The following is an 18,423-nucleotide window of genomic DNA, read 5'->3' on the forward strand; positions in this document are numbered from 1 at the left end:
CTGCGGGAGTGGAATTCTACTCAACCGCCTTCTCGAGTCAAGCCTTATTTTCAAAGGCTTTTCGAGGTTATCGACTTAGGCGTTTGCGTTGCCGCTTGCCCTGTCGATGGAGGCGCATTATAGGGAGTTGAATCTTTCTGGCAACCCCTCATCGGCAATAAAATTGCAAAAAAGGGCACTTTTTTAGTTATTCATATCCAACCACAGCTTTTATACAAACTTATCCACAGAAACCGGTTTTGGATTGCTAGAATGGCCGAAAACAAGGAGGCCAAGATGGACTTGCGACTGAGACCCTACAAGGGAAAACGCCCGCAATTGGGCAAACGGGCATATGTAGATCCCTGCGCGACACTGGTGGTGTGATATCGAGCTGGCCGACGATACGCAAGTAAAGTGAGCAATTCCGTATTACACCAGGTTCGGAACGGCTCTTAGCTCCTATATAGAAGAGTTGAATAATGAGAGAAGGCAGTTGAGGCAGTTGAGGCAGTTGAGGCAGTTGAGGCAGTTGAGGCAGTTGAGGCAGTTGAGGCAGTTGAGGCAGTTGAGGCAGTTGAGGCAGTTGAGGCAGTTGAGGCAGTTGAGGCAGTTGAGGCAGTTGAGGCAGTTGAGGCAGTTGAGGCAGTATCAGAATTCATTAAAAGAAAAGCCGGGACAAGCCCGGCTTTTTCTTTATCACTCAGCAGCTGCTTCAGCAGCTGCCGGGCGGTCTACCAGCTCAATATAAGCCATAGGGGCGTTGTCGCCAGCACGGAAACCGCATTTCAGAATGCGAGTATAACCGCCAGCGCGCTCCAGGTAGCGCGGGCCCAGTTCATTGAACAGCTTAGCCACGATCGCGTTGTCGCGAGTGCGGGCAAATGCCAGACGACGATTAGCAACGCTATCAGTCTTGGCAAGGGTGATCAGCGGTTCAACTACACGACGCAGCTCTTTTGCCTTAGGCAGAGTCGTCTTGATGATCTCATGACGAACCAGGGAGCTGGCCATGTTGCGGAACATTGCCTGACGATGGCTGCTGTTCCGATTCAGTTGACGACCACTCAAACGATGGCGCATGACCTTATCCTTCTAACTAAATCTGTGAAACCCGTAATCTGGATTACTCGTCAGCGATGCTGGCGGGCGGCCAGTTCTCAAGGCGCATGCCAAGAGACAGACCACGGGAGGCCAACACGTCCTTGATCTCAGTCAGGGACTTCTTACCAAGGTTAGGAGTCTTAAGCAACTCAACCTCAGTACGCTGTACCAGATCACCAATATAGTGGATAGCTTCTGCCTTCAGACAGTTCGCAGAACGAACTGTCAGCTCCAAATCATCGACAGGACGTAGCAGAATCGGATCAAACTCGGGTTTCTCTTCTTTCTTCTCGGGCACGCTGACATCGCGCAGATCCACGAAGGCTTCCAGTTGCTCGGCCAAAATAGTGGCAGAACGACGGATGGCTTCTTCAGGATCCAGGGTGCCATTGGTCTCCATGTCGATGACCAGCTTGTCCAAGTCGGTACGCTGTTCCACACGTGCTGCCTCAACATTGTAGGCAATACGAACGATGGGGCTGAACGCGGAGTCCAGCAGCAGGCGACCAATCGGACGCTCTTCGTCATCGTTGTGAACACGAGCAGAAGCAGGCACATAACCACGACCGCGCTGAACTTTCAGGCGCATGCTGATTTCAGCATTGGCACCAGTCAGGTGGCAGATTACGTGCTCCGGGTTTACGATCTCGACTTCATCACCGTGAGTGATATCACCAGCGGTAACGGGGCCTGTTCCAGACTTGGTCAGGGACAGAGTTACCTCGTCCTTGCCTTCCAGCTTCACAGCGATACCTTTCAGGTTGAGCAGGATTTCAAGAATGTCCTCCTGTACACCTTCTTTGCTGCTGTACTCATGCAGTACCCCGTCAATTTCGACTTCAGTAACTGCACAACCGGGCATAGATGACAGCAAAATACGACGCAGGGCGTTGCCCAGCGTGTGACCAAAGCCACGCTCAAGCGGCTCAAGAGTCACTTTCGCATGAGTCGGGCTAACTTGCTCGATGTCAACTAGCCGCGGTTTAAGAAAATCTGTTACAGAACCCAGCATTGTGTCCTCTCTTTAGAAGCTAGCTTTACTTGGAGTAAAGCTCGACGATCAGCTGTTCGTTAATGTCGGCAGACAGGTCGGAACGCTCTGGCAGACGCTTGAAAGCACCTTCCATTTTAGCGGCGTCAACCTCTACCCAAGTCGGCTTCTCACGCTGACCAGCAACTTCCAGGGAAGCTTTGATACGCGCTTGCTTCTTAGCCTTCTCACGAACGCAGATCACGTCCTCAGGGGAAACCTGGAAAGAAGGAATGTTCACAACGCGACCGTTTACCATGATGGCCTTGTGGCTCACCAGCTGACGAGATTCAGCACGGGTAGCGCCGAAGCCCATACGGTAAACAACGTTGTCCAAACGACCTTCCAGCAGCTGCAACAGGTTTTCACCGGTGTTACCCTTTTGACGGGCAGCGTCGCGGTAGTAGTTGCGGAACTGTTTTTCCAATACGCCGTAGATACGACGAACTTTTTGTTTCTCGCGCAGCTGAACACCGTAGTCGGACAGACGCGCTTTACGCGCACCGTGCTGACCAGGGGCGGTGTCAATCTTGCACTTAGAATCAATCGCACGAACACCAGACTTCAGGAAGAGGTCGGTGCCCTCACGACGGCTAAGCTTAAGCTTAGGACCGATATATCTTGCCATCTTCTTTCTCCAACAATCCTAGACCAAGTTGCTACTGCGTTATACGCGGCGCTTCTTGGGAGGACGACAACCGTTGTGCGGGATCGGAGTCACATCAGTAATATTAGTGATGCGGAAACCAGCCGCGTTCAGAGCGCGGATGGAAGACTCACGACCGGGACCCGGACCTTTGACCATGACTTCCAGGTTCTTCACGCCGTATTCTTTGGCGATCTCACCAGCACGCTCAGCAGCTACCTGGGCAGCAAACGGAGTGGACTTACGGGAACCACGGAAACCTGAACCACCAGAGGTAGCCCATGACAGAGCGTTGCCCTGACGGTCAGTAATGGTCACGATTGTGTTGTTGAAAGATGCATGAACGTGCGCAATACCGTCGCTCACTTGCTTTTTAACGCGCTTGCGAGCACGAGTCGGAGTTTTAGCCATTTTCTACCTTCCCGTTACTTCTTGATAGCCTTGCGCGGACCCTTACGGGTACGAGCGTTGGTCTTGGTACGTTGACCACGAACAGGCAGGCTACGACGGTGACGCAAACCACGGTAGCAACCCAGATCCATCAATCGCTTGATGTTCATGGAAATCTGACGACGCAGGTCACCTTCAACGGTGAATTTCCCTACTTGTTCACGCAGACTCTCGATCTGAGCTTCGTCCAGGTCTTTAATTTTCACATTCTCAGCGATACCGGCTGCGGCACAGATGGCCTTGGAGCGGGTACGACCGACGCCATAAATCGCAGTCAAAGCGATGACTGCATGCTTATGGTCAGGAATGTTAATGCCAGCGATACGGGCCACTATTCACTCCTACATATAGTAGATTACGACCACCACAAAGCCCGTGAGCGGATACGTGGCGGTCAACCAATACACAACAAAAGTTGGCTGGCTATATTAGCCAGCACAACTATTTGTTGCAAGTACTAACCGTAAAAAATTAGCCTTGGCGCTGTTTATGCTTTGGCTCGCTGCAAATCACACGCACCACACCGTGACGCTTGATGATTTTGCAGTTACGGCAGATTGCCTTAACGGAAGCACGAACTTTCATTGCTTAACTCCGTAACTACGCCGACCTTTAGCGGCCGTAGCCCTTCAGGTTGGCCTTCCTCAGGACGTCGCCATATTGATGAGACATCATATGGGTTTGTACCTGAGCCATGAAGTCCATGATAACTACCACGATAATCAGCAGCGAAGTGCCACCGAAGTAGAACTGTACGTTCCAGGCAGTCATCAAGAACTGGGGTACCAGACAGATAAAGGTTATATAGAGCGCACCTGCCAATGTCAGGCGAGTCATAACCTTATCGATGTAACGTGCTGTCTGCTCGCCCGGGCGAATCCCCGGGATAAAGGCTCCACTCTTCTTCAGATTATCTGCTGTCTCGCGGGGGTTGAACACCAGCGCGGTATAGAAGAAGCAGAAGAAGATAATGGCTGCTGCATACAGCATCTCGTAAAGCGGTTGACCCGGCTGCAGGACCATAGAGACCTGTTGCAGGATGTCAGCTACTTTACCCTCGCCCTGACCAAACCAAGAGGTAATGGTCCCCGGGAAGAGGATGATACTGGATGCGAAAATCGCAGGAATCACACCGGCCATATTCACTTTCAACGGCAGGTGTGTGCTTTGCGCGGCGAATACCTGGCGGCCTTGTTGACGCTTGGCATAGTTAACGACGATACGACGCTGACCACGCTCCACGAACACCACAAAGTAAGTCACTGCGAAAACAATCAAGCCCAGCAACAACAACAGCAGGATGTGCAATTCCCCTTGACGTGCCTGTTCGGCCGTAGCGCCAATGGCATGCGGCAGACCAGCAACGATACCCGTGAAAATAATCAACGAGATACCATTACCAATCCCACGCTCGGTAATCTGTTCACCCAACCACATCAAAAACATGGTACCGGTGACCAGACTTACAACCGCTGTGAAATAGAAGCCTAAACCCGGATGAGTCACGAGTCCATGCATCATATTCGGCAGACCGGTTGCAATACCAATTGCCTGGAAAGTTCCCAAAACCAGCGTGCCCCAACGGGTATATTGGCTAATCTTGCGACGGCCGGATTCACCTTCTTTCTTGAGTTCAGCAAGAGCGGGGTGAACCACAGTCAGCAGCTGGATAATGATCGACGCCGAAATGTACGGCATGATCCCCAACGCAAGAATAGAAGCACGCGAGAGTGCACCACCACTGAACATGTTGAACATCTCAATGATGGTGCCCTTCTGTTGCTGGAACAACTCGGCCAGTACGGCGGCGTCAATACCAGGAATCGGCACATAAGAGCCTGCACGGAAAACGATAATCGCCCCGAGAACGAAGAGCAGACGGCTCTTCAGTTCACTCAGACCACCCTGTGCTTTAACATCCAATCCTGGTTTCTTAGCCATTGTACTGATTATTCCTCGATTTTACCGCCAGCGGCCTCGATGGCTGCACGTGCACCTTTGGTGACGGACAGACCACGAACGGTCACAGCACGGTCAATGTTGCCAGACAGAACAACTTTAGCGAATACGATGTTCTTAGTAACAACACCGGCTTGCTTCAGAGTGCTCAGATCGACCACATCACCTTCCACCATGGCGATTTCGTTCAGACGCACTTCGGCAGAAACCAAAGATTTGCGAGAGAAGAAACCGAACTTCGGCAGACGGATTTTCAAAGGCATCTGGCCGCCTTCGAAACCGTTGCGGACTTTGCCGCCACCGGAACGAGAGGTTTGGCCTTTAACACCACGACCACCAGTCTTGCCCAGGCCGGAGCCGATACCACGGCCACGACGTTGTTTTTCAGGCTTGGAACCAGCGGCCGGAGACAGAGTGTTCAGACGCATGCTTAGCCCTCCACCTTAACCATGTAATAAACCTGGTTGATCATGCCGCGTACGCAAGGAGTATCTTCCAGCTCAACGGTGTGACCAATGCGACGCAGACCCAGACCACGCAGAGTCGCCTTGTGCTTTGGCAGACGGCCGATAGAGCTGCGAGTTTGAGTTACTTTTACAGTGTTAGCCATGTCGCATTACCCCAGAATTTCTTCAACGCGCAGACCACGCTTGGCAGCGATCTGTTCCGGTGATTGACCGTGAACCAGAGCGTCTACAGTTGCGCGAACAACGTTGATTGGGTTGGTGGAACCGTAGGTCTTGGCCAGCACGTTGTGGATACCGGCAACTTCCAGAACAGCACGCATGGCGCCGCCTGCAATGATACCAGTACCTTGAGAGGCCGGCTTCATGAACACGGTGGAGCCAGAGTGAACACCACGCACCGGGTGGTGCAGAGTGCCGTTGTTCAGCTCAACCTTGTTCAGGTTACGCTTAGCCTGTTCCATTGCTTTTTGAATAGCAGCCGGAACTTCACGGGCTTTACCGTAACCGTAACCTACACGGCCGTTACCATCACCCACCACGGTCAACGCGGTGAAGGACATGATACGACCACCTTTAACAGTTTTCGAAACACGGTTTACTGCAATGAGCTTTTCTTGCAGTTCGCCGGCTTGAGATTCGACTTTAGCCATCTTCGACTCCTAGCTTAGAACTGAAGACCAGCGTCACGTGCGGCAGCTGCCAGAGCAGCAATGCGACCGTGATACTTGAAACCGGAACGATCGAAAGATACGTTCTGAACGCCTTTGGCAATAGCACGCTCAGCGATAGCTTTACCTACAGCGGTAGCAGCATCTGCATTACCGGTGTATTTCAGAGCTTCACTGATGGCTTTCTCTACTGTGGAAGCAGAGGCCAGAACTTCGGAACCGTTGGCTGCAATAACCTGCGCATAGATATGACGCGGGGTACGGTGAACAACCAGACGGGTGGCTCCCAGTTCCTGCATCTTTTTCCGAGCACGAGTAGCACGACGGAGACGAGCTGCTTTCTTGTCCATAGTGTTACCTTACTTCTTCTTAGCTTCTTTAGTACGCACTTGCTCGTTGGCATAGCGTACACCCTTGCCCTTGTAGGGCTCCGGAGCGCGGTAAGCACGGATATCGGCGGCGACTTGGCCAACCAGCTGCTTGTCGACGCCACGCAGAACGATTTCTGTAGCAGTCGGGCACTCAGCGGTCACACCAGCCGGCAGCGCATGCTCTACCGGGTGAGAGAAGCCCAGAGCCAGCGCAACAGCATTGCCCTTGATGGAGGCTTTATAACCTACACCAACCAGCTGCAGCTTGCGCTCGAAGCCTTGGGTAACACCGATTACCATGTTGTTGACCAATGCACGGGCAGTACCGGCCTGAGCGTCAGCACCAGCGATGCTGCCGCGCGGGGCGAACTTGAGTACATTGTCTTCTTTGGTCACTTCTACACCGGCGTGAATAGAGCGAACCAGAGAACCTTTACCACCTTTGATGGTCAGTTCCTGGCCGTTCAGAGTCACCTCTACGCCAGCAGGAATAGTGACGGGTGCCTTAGCAACACGAGACATTTCCTACCTCCTATTAAGCGACGTAGCAGATGATCTCACCGCCCATGCTTGCTTTGCGAGCAGCACGGTCAGTCATCACACCTTTAGACGTGGACACGATAGCAACACCGAGACCGCCCATAACTTTCGGCAGATCAGTAGTGCGCTTGTAAATACGCAGGCCTGGACGGCTTACGCGTTGGATCAGTTCTACAACTGGCTTGCCCTGGAAATATTTCAGTTCAATTTCCAGTTCCGGCTTCACGTCACCAGCTACGGAGTAGCCAGCGATGTAACCTTCTTCTTTCAGCACTTTGGCGATAGCCACTTTCAGCTTGGAAGAAGGCATGGAAACCGCAACTTTGCTCGCCGCCTGACCGTTACGGATGCGGGTCAGCATATCCGCGATCGGATCTTGCATGCTCATAAGTCTAACTCCCGAGATTCGTTACCAAGAAGCCTTCTTCAGGCCCGGAATTTCGCCCTTCATGGCATGCTCACGCACCTTGATGCGAGACAGGCCAAACTTGCGCAGGAAACCGTGCGGACGACCAGTAATATTGCAACGGTTACGCTGGCGGGACGGACTGGAATCACGGGGCAGCTGTTGCAGTTGCAGTACAGCATCCCAACGCGCTTCTTCAGAAGCGTTCATGTCAACGATGATAGCTTTCAGCTCGGCACGCTTGGTCGCGTACTTGGCTACCAGCTTGGCACGCTTTGCTTCGCGCGCTTTCATGGATGTTTTAGCCATAACCCTAACCTTACTTGCGGAATGGGAAGTTAAAGGCAGCCAGCAGAGCACGGCCTTCTTCATCGGTATTCGCGGAAGTGGTGATGGTGATATCCAGACCACGGACGCGATCGACTTTGTCATAGTCGATTTCCGGGAAGATGATCTGCTCACGCACGCCCATGGAGTAGTTACCACGACCGTCGAACGCTTTAGCGTTCAGGCCACGGAAGTCACGGATACGCGGTACGGAGATGCAGATCAGCCGTTCCAGGAACTCCCACATACGCTCGCCACGCAGGGTTACTTTACAACCTATCGGGTAGCCTTCACGAATCTTGAAGCCCGCAACAGATTTGCGAGCTTTGGTGATCAGCGGCTTCTGACCGGAAATGGCAGCCATATCGGCAGCAGCATTTTCCAGCAATTTCTTGTCAGAGATCGCTTCACCAACACCCATGTTCAGGGTGATTTTCTCGATCCGAGGGACTTGCATGATAGTCTTGTAACCGAACTGCTTTGACAGTTCATTTACTACATCGGATTTGTAGTAATCATGCAGTTTCGCCATCGTTAAACTCCAATTACTTCACAAGTTCGCCGGTGGATTTGAAGAAACGGACTTTTTTGCCGTCTTCAATCCGGAAACCAACGCGGTCAGCTTTGCCAGTGGCAGAGTTGAACAGCGCTACGTTTGATACATCGATGGGGGCTTCTTTGGTGACGATACCGCCAGCCTGACCCAGTGCGGGTACCGGCTTCTGGTGTTTCTTCACCTGGTTGATGCCTTCAACGATTACCTTACCTTTTGCAATCAGGACTTGAGTGACTTTGCCACGCTTGCCCTTGTCTTTGCCGGTAAGTACGATCACTTCGTCTTCGCGACGGATTTTAGCTGCCATCGTTCGACTCCTTACAGTACTTCGGGTGCCAGGGACACAATCTTCATGAACTTCTCATTACGCAGTTCACGGGTCACCGGGCCAAAAATACGAGTACCGATTGGCTGTTGGTTGTTGTTAAGCAACACAGCCGCATTGTTGTCGAAACGGATGACAGAGCCGTCCGGACGACGAACGCCTTTACGGGTGCGTACGACCACCGCGTTATACACATCACCTTTCTTCACTTTACCGCGAGGAATAGCTTCCTTGATGGAAACCTTGATGATGTCGCCGATGCCGGCGTAACGGCGGTGCGAGCCACCCAGAACCTTAATACACATTACACTGCGAGCGCCGGAGTTGTCGGCAACACCCAGCATACTTTGCATCTGGATCATCTTAGTGCTCCGCTTTGTTTACTTCTTATCCCTGATGGGATCTGGCTGCCTTCAAAAGGCGCGAAACTATAACACAGGATTTTTAGAAAAGGTAGCCTAAAAAACAAACGGCCCCTGAAGGGGGCCGTTTGGACTACAAAGTACCGATTAGGCCTTTTCTAAGATCGCAACCAGGGTCCAGGACTTGGTCTTGGACAGCGGGCGGCATTCGCGGATTTCCACGAGATCGCCTGCTTTACACTCGTTGGTCTCGTCATGCACGTGCAGCTTGGTAGTGCGCTTGATGATCTTACCGTAGATCGGGTGCTTTACCTTGCGCTCGATAGCAACAGTGATGGACTTGTCCATCTTGTCGCTGATTACACGACCTTGCAGAGTACGGATCTTGTCAGTCATTACGCACCTGCCTTCTCAGTCAGTACAGTCTTGATACGTGCGACGTCACGACGCACTTGTTTCAGAGTGTGAGTCTGAGCCAGCTGGCCGGTGGACGCTTGCATGCGCATGTTGAATTGCTCACGCAGCAGGCCCAGCAGCTCCTGGTTCAGTTCTTCGACGCTCTTTTGACGCAGATCTTGGGCTTTCATCACATCACCGTCTTAATTACGAAAGTGGTCTGAACAGACAGCTTAGCTGCGGCCAGGGCAAACGCTTCACGCGCCAGAGCCTCAGGTACACCGTCCATCTCGTACAGAACCTTGCCAGGCTGGATCGGGCAAACCCAGTATTCCACGTTACCCTTACCTTTACCCATACGAACTTCGAGGGGCTTTTCGGTGATGGGCTTGTCCGGGAACACACGGATCCAGATCTTACCTTGACGCTTAACGTGACGGGTCATGGCACGACGGGCTGCTTCGATTTGACGAGCAGTCAGTTGACCACGGGATGTCGCCTTCAGGCCAAAGGTACCGAAGGATACTTCGTTACCAGAGGTGGCCAGACCGCGGTTACGACCCTTGTGGGTCTTGCGGAATTTAGTACGCTTAGGTTGCAACATTTACCGAATCTCCTTACTTAGCAGCGCGGCGCTTGTTGTCACGCTTGGGCTTTGCAGGAGCTTGCTCTTGAGCAGCGGCAGCGTTAACAGCAGCCAGACCGCCCAGAACTTCGCCCTTGAAGATCCAAACTTTAACGCCGATCACACCGTAAGTGGTGTGGGCTTCAGAAGTTGCGTAGTCGATGTCGGCACGCAGGGTGTGCAACGGCACACGACCTTCACGGTACCATTCGGTACGCGCGATTTCAGCGCCGCCCAGACGACCGGAAACTTCCACTTTGATGCCCTTGGCACCCAGGCGCATTGCGTTCTGTACGGCGCGCTTCATAGCACGACGGAACATTACACGACGCTCCAGCTGGGAAGTGATGCTGTCGGCAACGAGTTTGCCATCCAGCTCCGGCTTGCGGACTTCGGAAATGTTGATCTGAGCAGGCACGCCAGCAATAGTGGCTACAGCTTTGCGCAGTTTCTCAACGTCTTCGCCTTTCTTACCGATGACAACACCCGGACGAGCGGTGTGAATGGTCACACGGATGCTCTTGGCCGGACGCTCAATGGTGATCTTGGACAAGGACGCGTTTTTCAGTTCCTTGGTCAGGAACTGGCGTACTTGAAAATCGCTGTACAGGTTGTCAGCGAAGTCTTTGGTGTTCGCGAACCAGGTAGAATTCCAAGGCTTGGTAATACCCAGGCGAATGCCATTAGGATGTACTTTCTGACCCATTGCTTATCTCCCAGCCTTAGCGTCGGATACCACTACAGTGATGTGAGCGGTACGCTTGAGGATACGATCCGCACGACCTTTGGCACGCGGACGGATGCGCTTCATGGAGGGACCTTCGTCGACCATGATAGTAGCAACACGCAGCGCGTCGATATCGGCGCCTTCGTTGTGCTCAGCGTTTGCAATGGCAGATTCCAGCACTTTCTTAACCAGCACAGCAGCCTTTTTCGGGCTGAAGGTCAGGATATTCAGAGCCTTGTCTACGGACAGACCACGTACTTGATCGGCTACCAGACGAGCTTTCTGGGCAGAAGTACGGGCATAACGGTGTTTAGCGATAGCTTCCATCATTTATCCCTTAGCGCTTCTTAGCCTTCTTATCAGCAGCATGGCCGCGATAAGTACGAGTCGGTGCGAATTCACCCAGTTTGTGACCGATCATTTCTTCGGTAACGAAAACCGGAACGTGCTGACGACCATTATGGACAGCGATGGTCAAACCGATCATGTTCGGGATGATCATTGAACGACGGGACCAGGTCTTAACCGGCTTTTTATCCCCGCTTTCCACCGCTTTCTCTACCTTCTTCAGCAAGTGCAGGTCAATAAATGGACCCTTCTTGAGAGAACGTGGCATGGTGATTCCTCTATGTTAACAATTACTTGTTACGACGACGTACGATGTACTTGTCGGTACGCTTGTTCTTACGGGTCTTGAAGCCTTTAGCCTTCTGGCCCCATGGGGACACAGGCTGCATGCCTTTGTTACGACCCTCACCACCACCGTGCGGGTGATCAACCGGGTTCATCGCCATACCGCGAACGGTCGGACGAATACCACGCCAGCGGTTTGCACCGGCTTTACCCAGTTGACGCAACATGTGCTCGGAGTTACCGACTTCACCGATGGTAGCGCGGCACTCGGCCAGAACTTTACGTACTTCGCCGGAACGCAGACGCAGAGTTACATAGTTACCTTCACGAGCCAGGATCTGGATGAAAGTACCAGCGGAACGAGCCAGCTGGGCACCTTTACCAGGCTTCATCTCTACAGCGTGAACGGTAGAACCAACCGGGATGTTGCGCATCGGCAGGGCGTTACCTACCTTGATGGCTGCATCAGCACCAGAAGCGATTGCGTCACCAGCTTTCAGGCCTTTCGGAGCCAGGATGTAACGACGCTCACCGTCTGCATACAACACCAGAGCGATGTTAGCGGTACGGTTAGGATCGTATTCCAGGCGCTCTACTTTAGCCGGGATACCGTCTTTGTCGCGTTTGAAGTCGACGATACGGTAGTGCTGCTTGTGACCACCACCGATATGACGGGTAGTGATACGGCCGTTGTTGTTACGACCACCGGACTTGCTTTTGCTGTCCAGCAGAGCGGCAAAGGGCTTACCCTTGTACAGCTCTTGATTGACGATCTTGACGACGTGACGGCGGCCCGGAGAAGTAGGCTTGCACTTAACGATTGCCATTTTTGAGAACTCCTCTTACTCGGCTGCGCCCATGAAGTCGATGTCCTGACCAGCTTTCAGGGTCACATAAGCCTTTTTCCAATCGGAACGACGGCCTACACGCGCACCTGAGCGCTTGGTCTTACCCTTCATGTTCAGGGTACGGACGGTCTCAACTTCGACCTCGAACAGTTTCGCAACTGCAGCTTTGACTTCCGCCTTGGTGGCATCAACAGCAACTTTGAACACGATAGTGTTCTGCTTTTCTGCGACCATGGTGCTCTTTTCAGAGATGTGCGGAGCCTTCAGAACTTTCAACAGACGTTCTTCGCGGATCATGCCAGCATCTCCTCGATTTGCTTAACTGCGTCAGCAGTCATCAGAATCTTGTCGAAGGCGATCAGGCTGACCGGGTCGATACCGGCAACATCACGCACGTCGACCTTGTACAGGTTGCGAGCAGCCAGGAACAGGTTCTCATCGACTTCAGCAGTCACGATCAGAACGTCAGTCAGTTCCATCTCTTTCAGCTTGGCGATCAGTTCTTTGGTCTTCGGCGCTTCGATGCCGAATTTCTCGACAACGATCAGGCGCTCTTGACGTACCAGCTCGGACAGAATGCTACGGATAGCGCCGCGGTACATCTTCTTGTTTACTTTCTGGCTGTGATCTTGCGGCTTAGCAGCAAAAGTCACACCACCGGAACGCCAGATGGGCGAACGGATGGAGCCAGCACGGGCACGACCAGTACCCTTCTGACGCCACGGCTTTTTGCCGCCACCAGACACTTCAGAGCGAGTCAGCTGCGCACGAGTACCCTGACGGGCACCAGCGGCATATGCAACGACGACCTGGTGAACCAGAGCTTCGTTGAATTCGCGCCCGAAGGTAGTCTCGGAAACTTCAAGAGCGCTCTTGGCGTCTTTCATTACCAATTCCATTACTATCTCCTCAGACGTTACGCTTTGACGGCAGGTTTGACGATCACGTTGCCGTTGGTTGCACCCGGTACTGCGCCTTTGATGAGCAGCAGGTTGCGTTCAGCGTCAACACGAACCAGTTCCAGGTTCTGAGTCGTTACACGCTCAGCACCCATGTGACCAGCCATCTTTTTGCCCTTGAATACACGACCCGGAGTCTGGTTCTGACCGATAGAACCCGGAACGCGGTGAGACAAGGAGTTACCGTGGGTCATATCCTGGGTGCGGAAGTTGTGGCGCTTAACAGTACCAGCAAAACCTTTACCTTTGGATGTGCCAGTAACGTCTACCAGCTTAACGTCAGCGAGAAGATCTACTTTCAGCTCGCTACCAACAGTGAAAGTTTCACCGTTGTTCAGGCGGAATTCCCACAGACCGCGACCGGCTTCTACACCAGCTTTGGCGAAGTGGCCAGCTTCCGGCTTGGTCACACGGCTGGCTTTTTTGGCGCCAGTGGTAACCTGAATAGCGTTGTAGCCGTCGGTTTCTACAGATTTGACCTGAGTTACACGGTTAGCTTCAACTTCGATAACAGTCACCGGGATAGAAACGCCATCTTCAGTGAAGATGCGAGTCATACCCACTTTGCGACCTACAAGACCGATTGTCATTGTTATCAACCTCTTTCCGTAATTAACCCAGGCTGATCTGGACGTCTACACCAGCTGCCAGATCCAGACGCATCAGGGCGTCTACGGTCTTGTCAGTCGGCTCAACGATGTCTACCAGACGCTTGTGAGTGCGGATCTCGTACTGATCACGCGCATCTTTGTTGACGTGCGGGGAGATCAGGACGGTGAAGCGCTCTTTGCGAGTCGGCAGCGGAATAGGACCGCGAACCTGCGCGCCAGTGCGCTTTGCAGTTTCAACGATTTCCGCAGTGGATTGATCAATCAGGCGATGATCAAAAGCCTTCAGGCGGATACGGATTCTTTGGTTCTGCATTGACAGAGCTCCAATAGATAAAAGAACATAAATCAACACCGCCCGACCGAGATTTCTCCCGCCAGAGGTGTGATTTTTCACGTTTCCTCCCATATCGGGAGGACTGTATGGCTGGTCTCTGCAAGCAGTAAACTCAGCAGCAGACATATCGTCTGGCTTACCTCATGGGTAAGCGGAGGGGATTATACGGATTTTTTCAATTTGCGCAAGAGAGGGCGAACAGATTGTGCACAATTTTCTGTGACAGATGGATCTCTGTCACCGTCCCCGAAAAGGCACGTCCATGACAGGAATCACCTCAAGGAATGTCCGGCGTCACGACAAGCTCGTCAATGGGCTGATAGACTGCCGCTTTCTTCCGTTCATGACACGACAGCAATGATCAAAGATCAAAAGAAAGCCTACCAGTACGCACTCTGCGCCGTGGCGCTCTGGTCCACGGTGGCAACGGCCTTCAAGATTTCCCTCACCTATTTTGCGCCGGTGCAACTGCTGCTGGTTGCGGCGCTAACCTCGACCCTGCTGCTGGGCACCATAGTGCTCAAGCAGGGCAAACTGCCGCTGCTCTGCAGCTATCTGCGCAGCCGCCCGCTCTATTACCTGATGCTGGGGGTGATGAATCCCTTCCTTTATTACCTGCTGCTGTTCAAAGCCTATGATCTGCTGCCGGCCCAGCAGGCACAGACCCTCAGCTACACCTGGGCCATCACCCTCACGCTGCTCTCGGTGCCATTCCTCGGCCAGACCCTGCGCCGCCGCGACGGGGTGGCTATCGTGCTGGGTTATTTCGGAGCGCTGGTCATTGCCACCAAGGGGGATGTCTTCGGACTGCACTTTGACAATCCCCTGGGGGTGGCACTGGTGCTGCTCTCAACCCTGATCTGGGCCAGTTACTGGATCCTCAATACCCGCAATCAGGGAGATCCCGTCGTCAGCCTGCTGCTTGGTTTCATTATCAGCCTCCCCTTCATCGTGCTCGCCACCTGGCTGCTGGCCGACTTCCAGCTGACCGCCTGGCAAGGCTGGCTGGGTGCCATTTATGTCGGGATCATCGAGATGGGGTTTGGCTTCGTGCTCTGGCTGATGGCGATGCGCCATGCCACCAACACGGCCCCCATCAGCAACCTTATCTTCATCTCGCCATTTGCCTCGCTGGTGCTGCTCAACCTGCTGGTTGGCGAGGCGATCCACCCAGCCACGCCTATCGGGCTGGGATTGATCGTGGCGGCCCTGCTGATCCAGCAGCTGAGATATGGCAAGCGTTACCGCAAGGCTGCCACCACCACTCCAGAGAAAGTGCTCTGACAAAAAGTGGTCTGATAATGCAGAAGGGCGTATCCACCGATACGCCCTTCTTTCAATCCATCCACTCCTGCGGCTGGTGTTTCGGCAATCGCACCTCAACCAGCAGGCCGCCGAGATCCGAGCTCCCCAGCCGAATTGTGCCGTGGTGCTGGGCAACTATCTTGGCCACAATCGCCAGACCAAGACCGCTACCACCGACGGTGCGTGCCACATTGCCATGGGTGAAGGGCTTGAGTACCCGGGCATAATCCTGCTCGGGAATACCGGGGCCATCATCTGACAGGCGCAAGCGCACCCAGTGACCATCGTCCTTCAATTCGGCATGCAGCCTGCTCGCCCCATAACGCAGCGAGTTGCTTGAGAGGTTGTTCAACACCCGTCGCATGCTGACCGGATTGCAGGCCACCCGCACCGCATCCTGCGGCAGCGCCAGTTCCACCTCCAACCCCTGCTCCGAGTAGATCAGCAAGGTATCGTGCACCAGCTGGGTCAGGTCGATCGGCATCAGGTCCTGCCCCTCATCAGGGCGGATATAGTCGATGAACTGATCGATGATGGCATTGGACTCATCAATATCGGAATTGATGCTCTCCTTGAGGTACTCGTCACCGGAGGACATCATCTCGGTGGCCAGCCGGATGCGGGTCAGCGGGGTGCGCAGATCGTGGGAAACCCCCGCCATCATCAGATTACGCTCCTCGATCAGGCTCTTGATGGAGTGCGACATGTGGTTGAAGGTGCGGGTCAGCCGCCGCACTTCCCGTGACCCCAACTCCCCCAGCGCCTCGGGGAAATGCCCCTTGGCCACCGCCACCGCGCCAGCCTCGAGATCCTCGAGCGGGCGCACCAGCTGGCGGGCAAAGCGCCAGGCCGCAAACAGGGTGATCACCAGCAGCACGCTCAGATAGATAATGAGGGGTTCGATATCGTCATCTTCGATCTCGGTCAGCGGGATCCGCACCCAAATTTTGCTGGCCTGCGGCGGCTGGATCCAGATGATGTAGTGATCCTGGATCTCGACCCGCACCTTGGCCGGGCCACCCAGTTCGCGGCTGATGTTCTCCTCCAGATAGGGGTATGGCTTGGCATCGTTGAAGCCATGCTGCACCGCCTCGCTCTGGGTGTAGATGTCGGTACCGGTCGTCACATAGACCAGCGCCTCGGCATCTTCACTCAGCGCCAGCTGCTCGGTATTAACCGGAAAGATCAATTTGACCTGATTGGCCAGCAAGTGACTGATCTGCTTGACGGTTGGCGCCAGCAGATAGTTGTAAAAGGTAACGTAGGAGACCGCTTGATAGACCACCAGAACGGCGGCCAGAAACCAGAGCATGCGCGAGAACATGCTGTCGACCTTTTTCATGCACCGTCACCATCTGGCACGAACACATACCCCAGACCCCAGACGGTCTGCAGGTAACGAGGCTGGGCCGGATCCTGCTCCAGCAGGCGGCGCAAGCGGGAAACCTGCACGTCGATGCTGCGCTCGGTGGCGGTATATTCGCGGCCACGGGCCAGATTCATCAGCTTGTCGCGGGAGAGCGGCTCGCGCGGATGGCTGACTAGCACCTTGAGCACCGCAAACTCACCGCTGGTGAGCGCCATCGGCTCACCATCCCGGCTCAGCTCGCGGGTAGCCAGATTGAGCTGGAAGGCACCGAAGTTGACCACCTTCTCTGCTGCAGAGGGAGCCCCCGGCAACTCGACGGTATGGCGGCGCAACACGGCACGGATCCGTGCCAGCAGTTCGCGGGGATTGAACGGCTTGGGCAGATAGTCATCAGCCCCCATCTCGAGCCCGACGATGCGATCCACTTCATCCCCCTTGGCGGTGAGCATCAGCACCGGGATCTGGTTGCCCGCTTCCCGCAGACGACGGCAGATGGAGAGCCCATCCTCCCCCGGCAACATCAGGTCGAGCACCATCAGGCTGAAGTTTTCACGAGTCAGCAAGCGATCGGCCTGTTCGCCATTGGCCACGCCGCGCACCACGAATCCCTGCTCGGTGAGATAGCGTTCCAACAGGGAACGTAATTTCAGGTCATCGTCCACGACCAGGACCTTGTATTGCTGCTGACTCATTGCTTTGCCTCTTATTCTTTAGCTGCCACCAATACTAGGGGGCGATATCACGGGAGCAAAGCATAAATATGTTACCGGTTATTACCCATCCCGAGAGCGTGACGGCCATCAAGTCACCGACCTCGCCACCACCCTCTTGAGGGATCCAGCCAGACCAGTACGATTTATCTCGACAGAAAAGGGACAAAAGCTAATATTCCCGAGCAGTTAGCGATGATTACCCCTCTTTGACCAGGTCCGCATCACCATGAAGACAAAGCTGATCACCCGCGAAGGCTACAACAAGCTGAAAGAAGAGCTCGATTTCCTGTGGCGTCAGGAGCGCCCCGAGGTCACCAGGAAGGTGGCATGGGCTGCCAGCCTGGGGGATCGCAGCGAAAATGCCGACTACCAGTACAACAAGAAGCGGCTGCGGGAGATCGACCGGCGGGTACGCTACCTGCGCAAATGCCTTGAAGAGCTGGGGATCGTCGACTATGCCCCCGCACAGGAGGGCAAGGTGTTCTTCGGTGCCTGGGTCGAAGTGGAAAACGAAGAGGGCGAGACCAAGCGTTTTCGCATCGTCGGTTATGACGAGATCTTCGAGCGCAAGGATTACATCTCCATCGACTCCCCCATGGCTCGCGCCCTGCTCAAGAAAGAGGTCGGGGACGAAGCCATCGTCCGTACGCCAGTCGGTGACGCCTGCTGGTATATCAACGAAATCAGCTACCCCAAATAGTCGGACTGCTGGC

At 54.0% G+C, this 18,423-nt stretch carries 32 protein-coding genes and 1 pseudogene; 3 read left to right on the forward strand and 30 right to left on the reverse strand.

Annotated elements, in window-relative coordinates; translation table 11 throughout:
- Positions 1 to 252: 252 nt before the first annotated feature.
- Positions 253 to 394 (forward strand): annotated as a pseudogene (locus OKC27_RS22915) (gamma carbonic anhydrase family protein); the annotation flags it as partial.
- 284 nt (positions 395 to 678) lie between these two features.
- Here the strand turns inward: OKC27_RS22915 and rplQ are convergent.
- The 28 genes from rplQ to rpsJ all read right to left on the reverse strand — a co-directional run bounded on the left by rplQ (position 679) and on the right by rpsJ (position 14,302).
- Positions 679 to 1,062, reverse strand: a complete 384-nt coding sequence (gene rplQ / locus OKC27_RS12730; RefSeq protein ID WP_005307999.1) for a 50S ribosomal protein L17 — start codon at positions 1,060 to 1,062, stop codon at positions 679 to 681.
- Between the two features lie 43 nt (positions 1,063 to 1,105).
- Positions 1,106 to 2,095, reverse strand: a complete 990-nt coding sequence (locus tag OKC27_RS12735; protein WP_005307997.1) for a DNA-directed RNA polymerase subunit alpha — start codon at positions 2,093 to 2,095, stop codon at positions 1,106 to 1,108.
- A 25-nt stretch (positions 2,096 to 2,120) separates the two neighbouring features.
- A complete protein-coding gene (gene rpsD / locus OKC27_RS12740; RefSeq protein ID WP_005340600.1) occupies positions 2,121 to 2,741 on the reverse strand; it encodes a 30S ribosomal protein S4 in 621 nt (206 codons plus the stop codon).
- Between the two features lie 39 nt (positions 2,742 to 2,780).
- Positions 2,781 to 3,170, reverse strand: coding sequence for a 30S ribosomal protein S11 (rpsK, locus tag OKC27_RS12745; RefSeq protein WP_005319702.1), 390 nt, complete (start codon positions 3,168 to 3,170; stop codon positions 2,781 to 2,783).
- Between the two features lie 14 nt (positions 3,171 to 3,184).
- Positions 3,185 to 3,541, reverse strand: coding sequence for a 30S ribosomal protein S13 (gene rpsM / locus OKC27_RS12750; protein ID WP_005307991.1), 357 nt, complete (start codon positions 3,539 to 3,541; stop codon positions 3,185 to 3,187).
- A gap of 139 nt (positions 3,542 to 3,680) precedes the next feature.
- Positions 3,681 to 3,794, reverse strand: a complete 114-nt coding sequence (rpmJ, locus tag OKC27_RS12755) for a 50S ribosomal protein L36 (RefSeq protein WP_005319705.1) — start codon at positions 3,792 to 3,794, stop codon at positions 3,681 to 3,683.
- Between the two features lie 27 nt (positions 3,795 to 3,821).
- Complete coding sequence (gene secY / locus OKC27_RS12760) at positions 3,822 to 5,150, reverse strand: preprotein translocase subunit SecY (RefSeq protein ID WP_042059159.1); 1,329 nt, start codon at positions 5,148 to 5,150, stop codon at positions 3,822 to 3,824.
- An 8-nt stretch (positions 5,151 to 5,158) separates the two neighbouring features.
- The gene (rplO, locus tag OKC27_RS12765; RefSeq protein WP_033138839.1) at positions 5,159 to 5,596 is read right to left on the reverse strand and encodes a 50S ribosomal protein L15; all 438 of its coding nucleotides are present in this window, start codon (positions 5,594 to 5,596) and stop codon (positions 5,159 to 5,161) included.
- 2 nt (positions 5,597 to 5,598) lie between these two features.
- Positions 5,599 to 5,778 carry a 50S ribosomal protein L30 gene (gene rpmD / locus OKC27_RS12770; protein WP_005307985.1) on the reverse strand — a complete coding sequence of 60 codons (180 nt, stop codon included), beginning with the start codon at positions 5,776 to 5,778 and terminating at the stop codon, positions 5,599 to 5,601.
- A gap of 6 nt (positions 5,779 to 5,784) precedes the next feature.
- The gene (gene rpsE, locus OKC27_RS12775) at positions 5,785 to 6,285 is read right to left on the reverse strand and encodes a 30S ribosomal protein S5 (RefSeq protein ID WP_005340605.1); all 501 of its coding nucleotides are present in this window, start codon (positions 6,283 to 6,285) and stop codon (positions 5,785 to 5,787) included.
- 14 nt (positions 6,286 to 6,299) lie between these two features.
- Entirely contained in the window at positions 6,300 to 6,653 is a 354-nt protein-coding gene (gene rplR, locus OKC27_RS12780; RefSeq protein ID WP_005340606.1) for a 50S ribosomal protein L18, read from the reverse strand.
- A 9-nt stretch (positions 6,654 to 6,662) separates the two neighbouring features.
- Positions 6,663 to 7,196 (reverse strand): 50S ribosomal protein L6, encoded by a 534-nt coding sequence (rplF, locus tag OKC27_RS12785; RefSeq protein WP_005340607.1) that lies wholly within the window; start codon positions 7,194 to 7,196, stop codon positions 6,663 to 6,665.
- Between the two features lie 13 nt (positions 7,197 to 7,209).
- Positions 7,210 to 7,602, reverse strand: coding sequence for a 30S ribosomal protein S8 (rpsH, locus tag OKC27_RS12790; protein ID WP_005307980.1), 393 nt, complete (start codon positions 7,600 to 7,602; stop codon positions 7,210 to 7,212).
- Positions 7,603 to 7,623: 21 nt separating this feature from the next.
- A complete protein-coding gene (gene rpsN, locus OKC27_RS12795; RefSeq protein ID WP_005340609.1) occupies positions 7,624 to 7,929 on the reverse strand; it encodes a 30S ribosomal protein S14 in 306 nt (101 codons plus the stop codon).
- A gap of 10 nt (positions 7,930 to 7,939) precedes the next feature.
- Positions 7,940 to 8,479, reverse strand: a complete 540-nt coding sequence (gene rplE, locus OKC27_RS12800; protein ID WP_005331162.1) for a 50S ribosomal protein L5 — start codon at positions 8,477 to 8,479, stop codon at positions 7,940 to 7,942.
- A gap of 13 nt (positions 8,480 to 8,492) precedes the next feature.
- Positions 8,493 to 8,810, reverse strand: coding sequence for a 50S ribosomal protein L24 (gene rplX / locus OKC27_RS12805; protein WP_005307977.1), 318 nt, complete (start codon positions 8,808 to 8,810; stop codon positions 8,493 to 8,495).
- A gap of 11 nt (positions 8,811 to 8,821) precedes the next feature.
- Entirely contained in the window at positions 8,822 to 9,190 is a 369-nt protein-coding gene (rplN, locus tag OKC27_RS12810) for a 50S ribosomal protein L14 (protein ID WP_005307975.1), read from the reverse strand.
- A 147-nt stretch (positions 9,191 to 9,337) separates the two neighbouring features.
- Positions 9,338 to 9,586 (reverse strand): 30S ribosomal protein S17, encoded by a 249-nt coding sequence (gene rpsQ, locus OKC27_RS12815; RefSeq protein ID WP_033138836.1) that lies wholly within the window; start codon positions 9,584 to 9,586, stop codon positions 9,338 to 9,340.
- Positions 9,586 to 9,777: a 50S ribosomal protein L29 gene (rpmC, locus tag OKC27_RS12820; protein WP_005307965.1), complete on the reverse strand. Its 192-nt coding sequence runs from the start codon at positions 9,775 to 9,777 to the stop codon at positions 9,586 to 9,588. Before rpmC ends, rpsQ begins: the two co-directional genes overlap by 1 nt.
- Complete coding sequence (gene rplP / locus OKC27_RS12825; RefSeq protein ID WP_005340612.1) at positions 9,777 to 10,190, reverse strand: 50S ribosomal protein L16; 414 nt, start codon at positions 10,188 to 10,190, stop codon at positions 9,777 to 9,779. Before rplP ends, rpmC begins: the two co-directional genes overlap by 1 nt.
- A 13-nt stretch (positions 10,191 to 10,203) precedes the next feature.
- Positions 10,204 to 10,917, reverse strand: a complete 714-nt coding sequence (gene rpsC / locus OKC27_RS12830; protein ID WP_005307962.1) for a 30S ribosomal protein S3 — start codon at positions 10,915 to 10,917, stop codon at positions 10,204 to 10,206.
- Between the two features lie 3 nt (positions 10,918 to 10,920).
- A complete protein-coding gene (gene rplV, locus OKC27_RS12835; RefSeq protein ID WP_005319741.1) occupies positions 10,921 to 11,265 on the reverse strand; it encodes a 50S ribosomal protein L22 in 345 nt (114 codons plus the stop codon).
- Between the two features lie 10 nt (positions 11,266 to 11,275).
- Entirely contained in the window at positions 11,276 to 11,554 is a 279-nt protein-coding gene (gene rpsS / locus OKC27_RS12840; RefSeq protein WP_005307960.1) for a 30S ribosomal protein S19, read from the reverse strand.
- A gap of 22 nt (positions 11,555 to 11,576) precedes the next feature.
- Complete coding sequence (rplB, locus tag OKC27_RS12845) at positions 11,577 to 12,398, reverse strand: 50S ribosomal protein L2 (RefSeq protein WP_005340614.1); 822 nt, start codon at positions 12,396 to 12,398, stop codon at positions 11,577 to 11,579.
- 15 nt (positions 12,399 to 12,413) lie between these two features.
- Positions 12,414 to 12,716, reverse strand: coding sequence for a 50S ribosomal protein L23 (gene rplW, locus OKC27_RS12850; protein ID WP_005331199.1), 303 nt, complete (start codon positions 12,714 to 12,716; stop codon positions 12,414 to 12,416).
- Positions 12,713 to 13,318: a 50S ribosomal protein L4 gene (gene rplD / locus OKC27_RS12855; RefSeq protein ID WP_025325386.1), complete on the reverse strand. Its 606-nt coding sequence runs from the start codon at positions 13,316 to 13,318 to the stop codon at positions 12,713 to 12,715. Before rplD ends, rplW begins: the two co-directional genes overlap by 4 nt.
- 17 nt (positions 13,319 to 13,335) lie before the next feature.
- Complete coding sequence (gene rplC, locus OKC27_RS12860; RefSeq protein ID WP_005340620.1) at positions 13,336 to 13,968, reverse strand: 50S ribosomal protein L3; 633 nt, start codon at positions 13,966 to 13,968, stop codon at positions 13,336 to 13,338.
- Positions 13,969 to 13,990: 22 nt separating this feature from the next.
- Positions 13,991 to 14,302 (reverse strand): 30S ribosomal protein S10, encoded by a 312-nt coding sequence (rpsJ, locus tag OKC27_RS12865; protein WP_005307944.1) that lies wholly within the window; start codon positions 14,300 to 14,302, stop codon positions 13,991 to 13,993.
- A gap of 378 nt (positions 14,303 to 14,680) precedes the next feature.
- Here rpsJ and OKC27_RS12870 point away from each other — a divergent pair, with 378 nt between their 5' ends.
- Positions 14,681 to 15,607 carry a DMT family transporter gene (locus OKC27_RS12870; RefSeq protein ID WP_058052487.1) on the forward strand — a complete coding sequence of 309 codons (927 nt, stop codon included), beginning with the start codon at positions 14,681 to 14,683 and terminating at the stop codon, positions 15,605 to 15,607.
- Positions 15,608 to 15,659: 52 nt separating this feature from the next.
- Here the strand turns inward: OKC27_RS12870 and envZ are convergent, their stop codons facing one another.
- Positions 15,660 to 16,970, reverse strand: a complete 1,311-nt coding sequence (gene envZ / locus OKC27_RS12875; RefSeq protein ID WP_182938456.1) for a two-component system sensor histidine kinase EnvZ — start codon at positions 16,968 to 16,970, stop codon at positions 15,660 to 15,662.
- A complete protein-coding gene (ompR, locus tag OKC27_RS12880; protein ID WP_005340625.1) occupies positions 16,967 to 17,689 on the reverse strand; it encodes an osmolarity response regulator transcription factor OmpR in 723 nt (240 codons plus the stop codon). Before ompR ends, envZ begins: the two co-directional genes overlap by 4 nt.
- A gap of 247 nt (positions 17,690 to 17,936) precedes the next feature.
- On the opposite strand from ompR, the gene greB reads away from it, so the two are divergent.
- Positions 17,937 to 18,410, forward strand: coding sequence for a transcription elongation factor GreB (gene greB / locus OKC27_RS12885; protein WP_042059173.1), 474 nt, complete (start codon positions 17,937 to 17,939; stop codon positions 18,408 to 18,410).
- Positions 18,411 to 18,423: the final 13 nt, after the last annotated feature.

It is taken from the genome of Aeromonas sp. QDB62 (assembly GCF_027705695.1).
GTDB lineage: Bacteria > Pseudomonadota > Gammaproteobacteria > Enterobacterales > Aeromonadaceae > Aeromonas > Aeromonas allosaccharophila.

What these genes read in the sequence shown, in the direction of transcription:
- rplQ (WP_005307999.1), bottom strand. Translation starts at nt 1,062, where the DNA reads ATGCGCCATCGTTTGAGTGGTCGTCAACTGAATCGGAACAGCAGCCAT.
- OKC27_RS12735 (WP_005307997.1), bottom strand. Translation starts at nt 2,095, where the DNA reads ATGCTGGGTTCTGTAACAGATTTTCTTAAACCGCGGCTAGTTGACATC.
- rpsD (WP_005340600.1), bottom strand. Translation starts at nt 2,741, where the DNA reads ATGGCAAGATATATCGGTCCTAAGCTTAAGCTTAGCCGTCGTGAGGGC.
- rpsK (WP_005319702.1), bottom strand. Translation starts at nt 3,170, where the DNA reads ATGGCTAAAACTCCGACTCGTGCTCGCAAGCGCGTTAAAAAGCAAGTG.
- rpmJ (WP_005319705.1), bottom strand. Translation starts at nt 3,794, where the DNA reads ATGAAAGTTCGTGCTTCCGTTAAGGCAATCTGCCGTAACTGCAAAATC.
- secY (WP_042059159.1), bottom strand. Translation starts at nt 5,150, where the DNA reads ATGGCTAAGAAACCAGGATTGGATGTTAAAGCACAGGGTGGTCTGAGT.
- rplO (WP_033138839.1), bottom strand. Translation starts at nt 5,596, where the DNA reads ATGCGTCTGAACACTCTGTCTCCGGCCGCTGGTTCCAAGCCTGAAAAA.
- rpmD (WP_005307985.1), bottom strand. Translation starts at nt 5,778, where the DNA reads ATGGCTAACACTGTAAAAGTAACTCAAACTCGCAGCTCTATCGGCCGT.
- rpsE (WP_005340605.1), bottom strand. Translation starts at nt 6,285, where the DNA reads ATGGCTAAAGTCGAATCTCAAGCCGGCGAACTGCAAGAAAAGCTCATT.
- rplR (WP_005340606.1), bottom strand. Translation starts at nt 6,653, where the DNA reads ATGGACAAGAAAGCAGCTCGTCTCCGTCGTGCTACTCGTGCTCGGAAA.
- rplF (WP_005340607.1), bottom strand. Translation starts at nt 7,196, where the DNA reads ATGTCTCGTGTTGCTAAGGCACCCGTCACTATTCCTGCTGGCGTAGAG.
- rpsH (WP_005307980.1), bottom strand. Translation starts at nt 7,602, where the DNA reads ATGAGCATGCAAGATCCGATCGCGGATATGCTGACCCGCATCCGTAAC.
- rpsN (WP_005340609.1), bottom strand. Translation starts at nt 7,929, where the DNA reads ATGGCTAAAACATCCATGAAAGCGCGCGAAGCAAAGCGTGCCAAGCTG.
- rplE (WP_005331162.1), bottom strand. Translation starts at nt 8,479, where the DNA reads ATGGCGAAACTGCATGATTACTACAAATCCGATGTAGTAAATGAACTG.
- rplX (WP_005307977.1), bottom strand. Translation starts at nt 8,810, where the DNA reads ATGGCAGCTAAAATCCGTCGCGAAGACGAAGTGATCGTACTTACCGGC.
- rplN (WP_005307975.1), bottom strand. Translation starts at nt 9,190, where the DNA reads ATGATCCAGATGCAAAGTATGCTGGGTGTTGCCGACAACTCCGGCGCT.
- rpsQ (WP_033138836.1), bottom strand. Translation starts at nt 9,586, where the DNA reads ATGACTGACAAGATCCGTACTCTGCAAGGTCGTGTAATCAGCGACAAG.
- rpmC (WP_005307965.1), bottom strand. Translation starts at nt 9,777, where the DNA reads ATGAAAGCCCAAGATCTGCGTCAAAAGAGCGTCGAAGAACTGAACCAG.
- rplP (WP_005340612.1), bottom strand. Translation starts at nt 10,190, where the DNA reads ATGTTGCAACCTAAGCGTACTAAATTCCGCAAGACCCACAAGGGTCGT.
- rpsC (WP_005307962.1), bottom strand. Translation starts at nt 10,917, where the DNA reads ATGGGTCAGAAAGTACATCCTAATGGCATTCGCCTGGGTATTACCAAG.
- rplV (WP_005319741.1), bottom strand. Translation starts at nt 11,265, where the DNA reads ATGGAAGCTATCGCTAAACACCGTTATGCCCGTACTTCTGCCCAGAAA.
- rpsS (WP_005307960.1), bottom strand. Translation starts at nt 11,554, where the DNA reads ATGCCACGTTCTCTCAAGAAGGGTCCATTTATTGACCTGCACTTGCTG.
- rplB (WP_005340614.1), bottom strand. Translation starts at nt 12,398, where the DNA reads ATGGCAATCGTTAAGTGCAAGCCTACTTCTCCGGGCCGCCGTCACGTC.
- rplW (WP_005331199.1), bottom strand. Translation starts at nt 12,716, where the DNA reads ATGATCCGCGAAGAACGTCTGTTGAAAGTTCTGAAGGCTCCGCACATC.
- rplD (WP_025325386.1), bottom strand. Translation starts at nt 13,318, where the DNA reads ATGGAATTGGTAATGAAAGACGCCAAGAGCGCTCTTGAAGTTTCCGAG.
- rplC (WP_005340620.1), bottom strand. Translation starts at nt 13,968, where the DNA reads ATGACAATCGGTCTTGTAGGTCGCAAAGTGGGTATGACTCGCATCTTC.
- rpsJ (WP_005307944.1), bottom strand. Translation starts at nt 14,302, where the DNA reads ATGCAGAACCAAAGAATCCGTATCCGCCTGAAGGCTTTTGATCATCGC.
- OKC27_RS12870 (WP_058052487.1), top strand. Translation starts at nt 14,681, where the DNA reads ATGATCAAAGATCAAAAGAAAGCCTACCAGTACGCACTCTGCGCCGTG.
- envZ (WP_182938456.1), bottom strand. Translation starts at nt 16,970, where the DNA reads ATGAAAAAGGTCGACAGCATGTTCTCGCGCATGCTCTGGTTTCTGGCC.
- ompR (WP_005340625.1), bottom strand. Translation starts at nt 17,689, where the DNA reads ATGAGTCAGCAGCAATACAAGGTCCTGGTCGTGGACGATGACCTGAAA.
- greB (WP_042059173.1), top strand. Translation starts at nt 17,937, where the DNA reads ATGAAGACAAAGCTGATCACCCGCGAAGGCTACAACAAGCTGAAAGAA.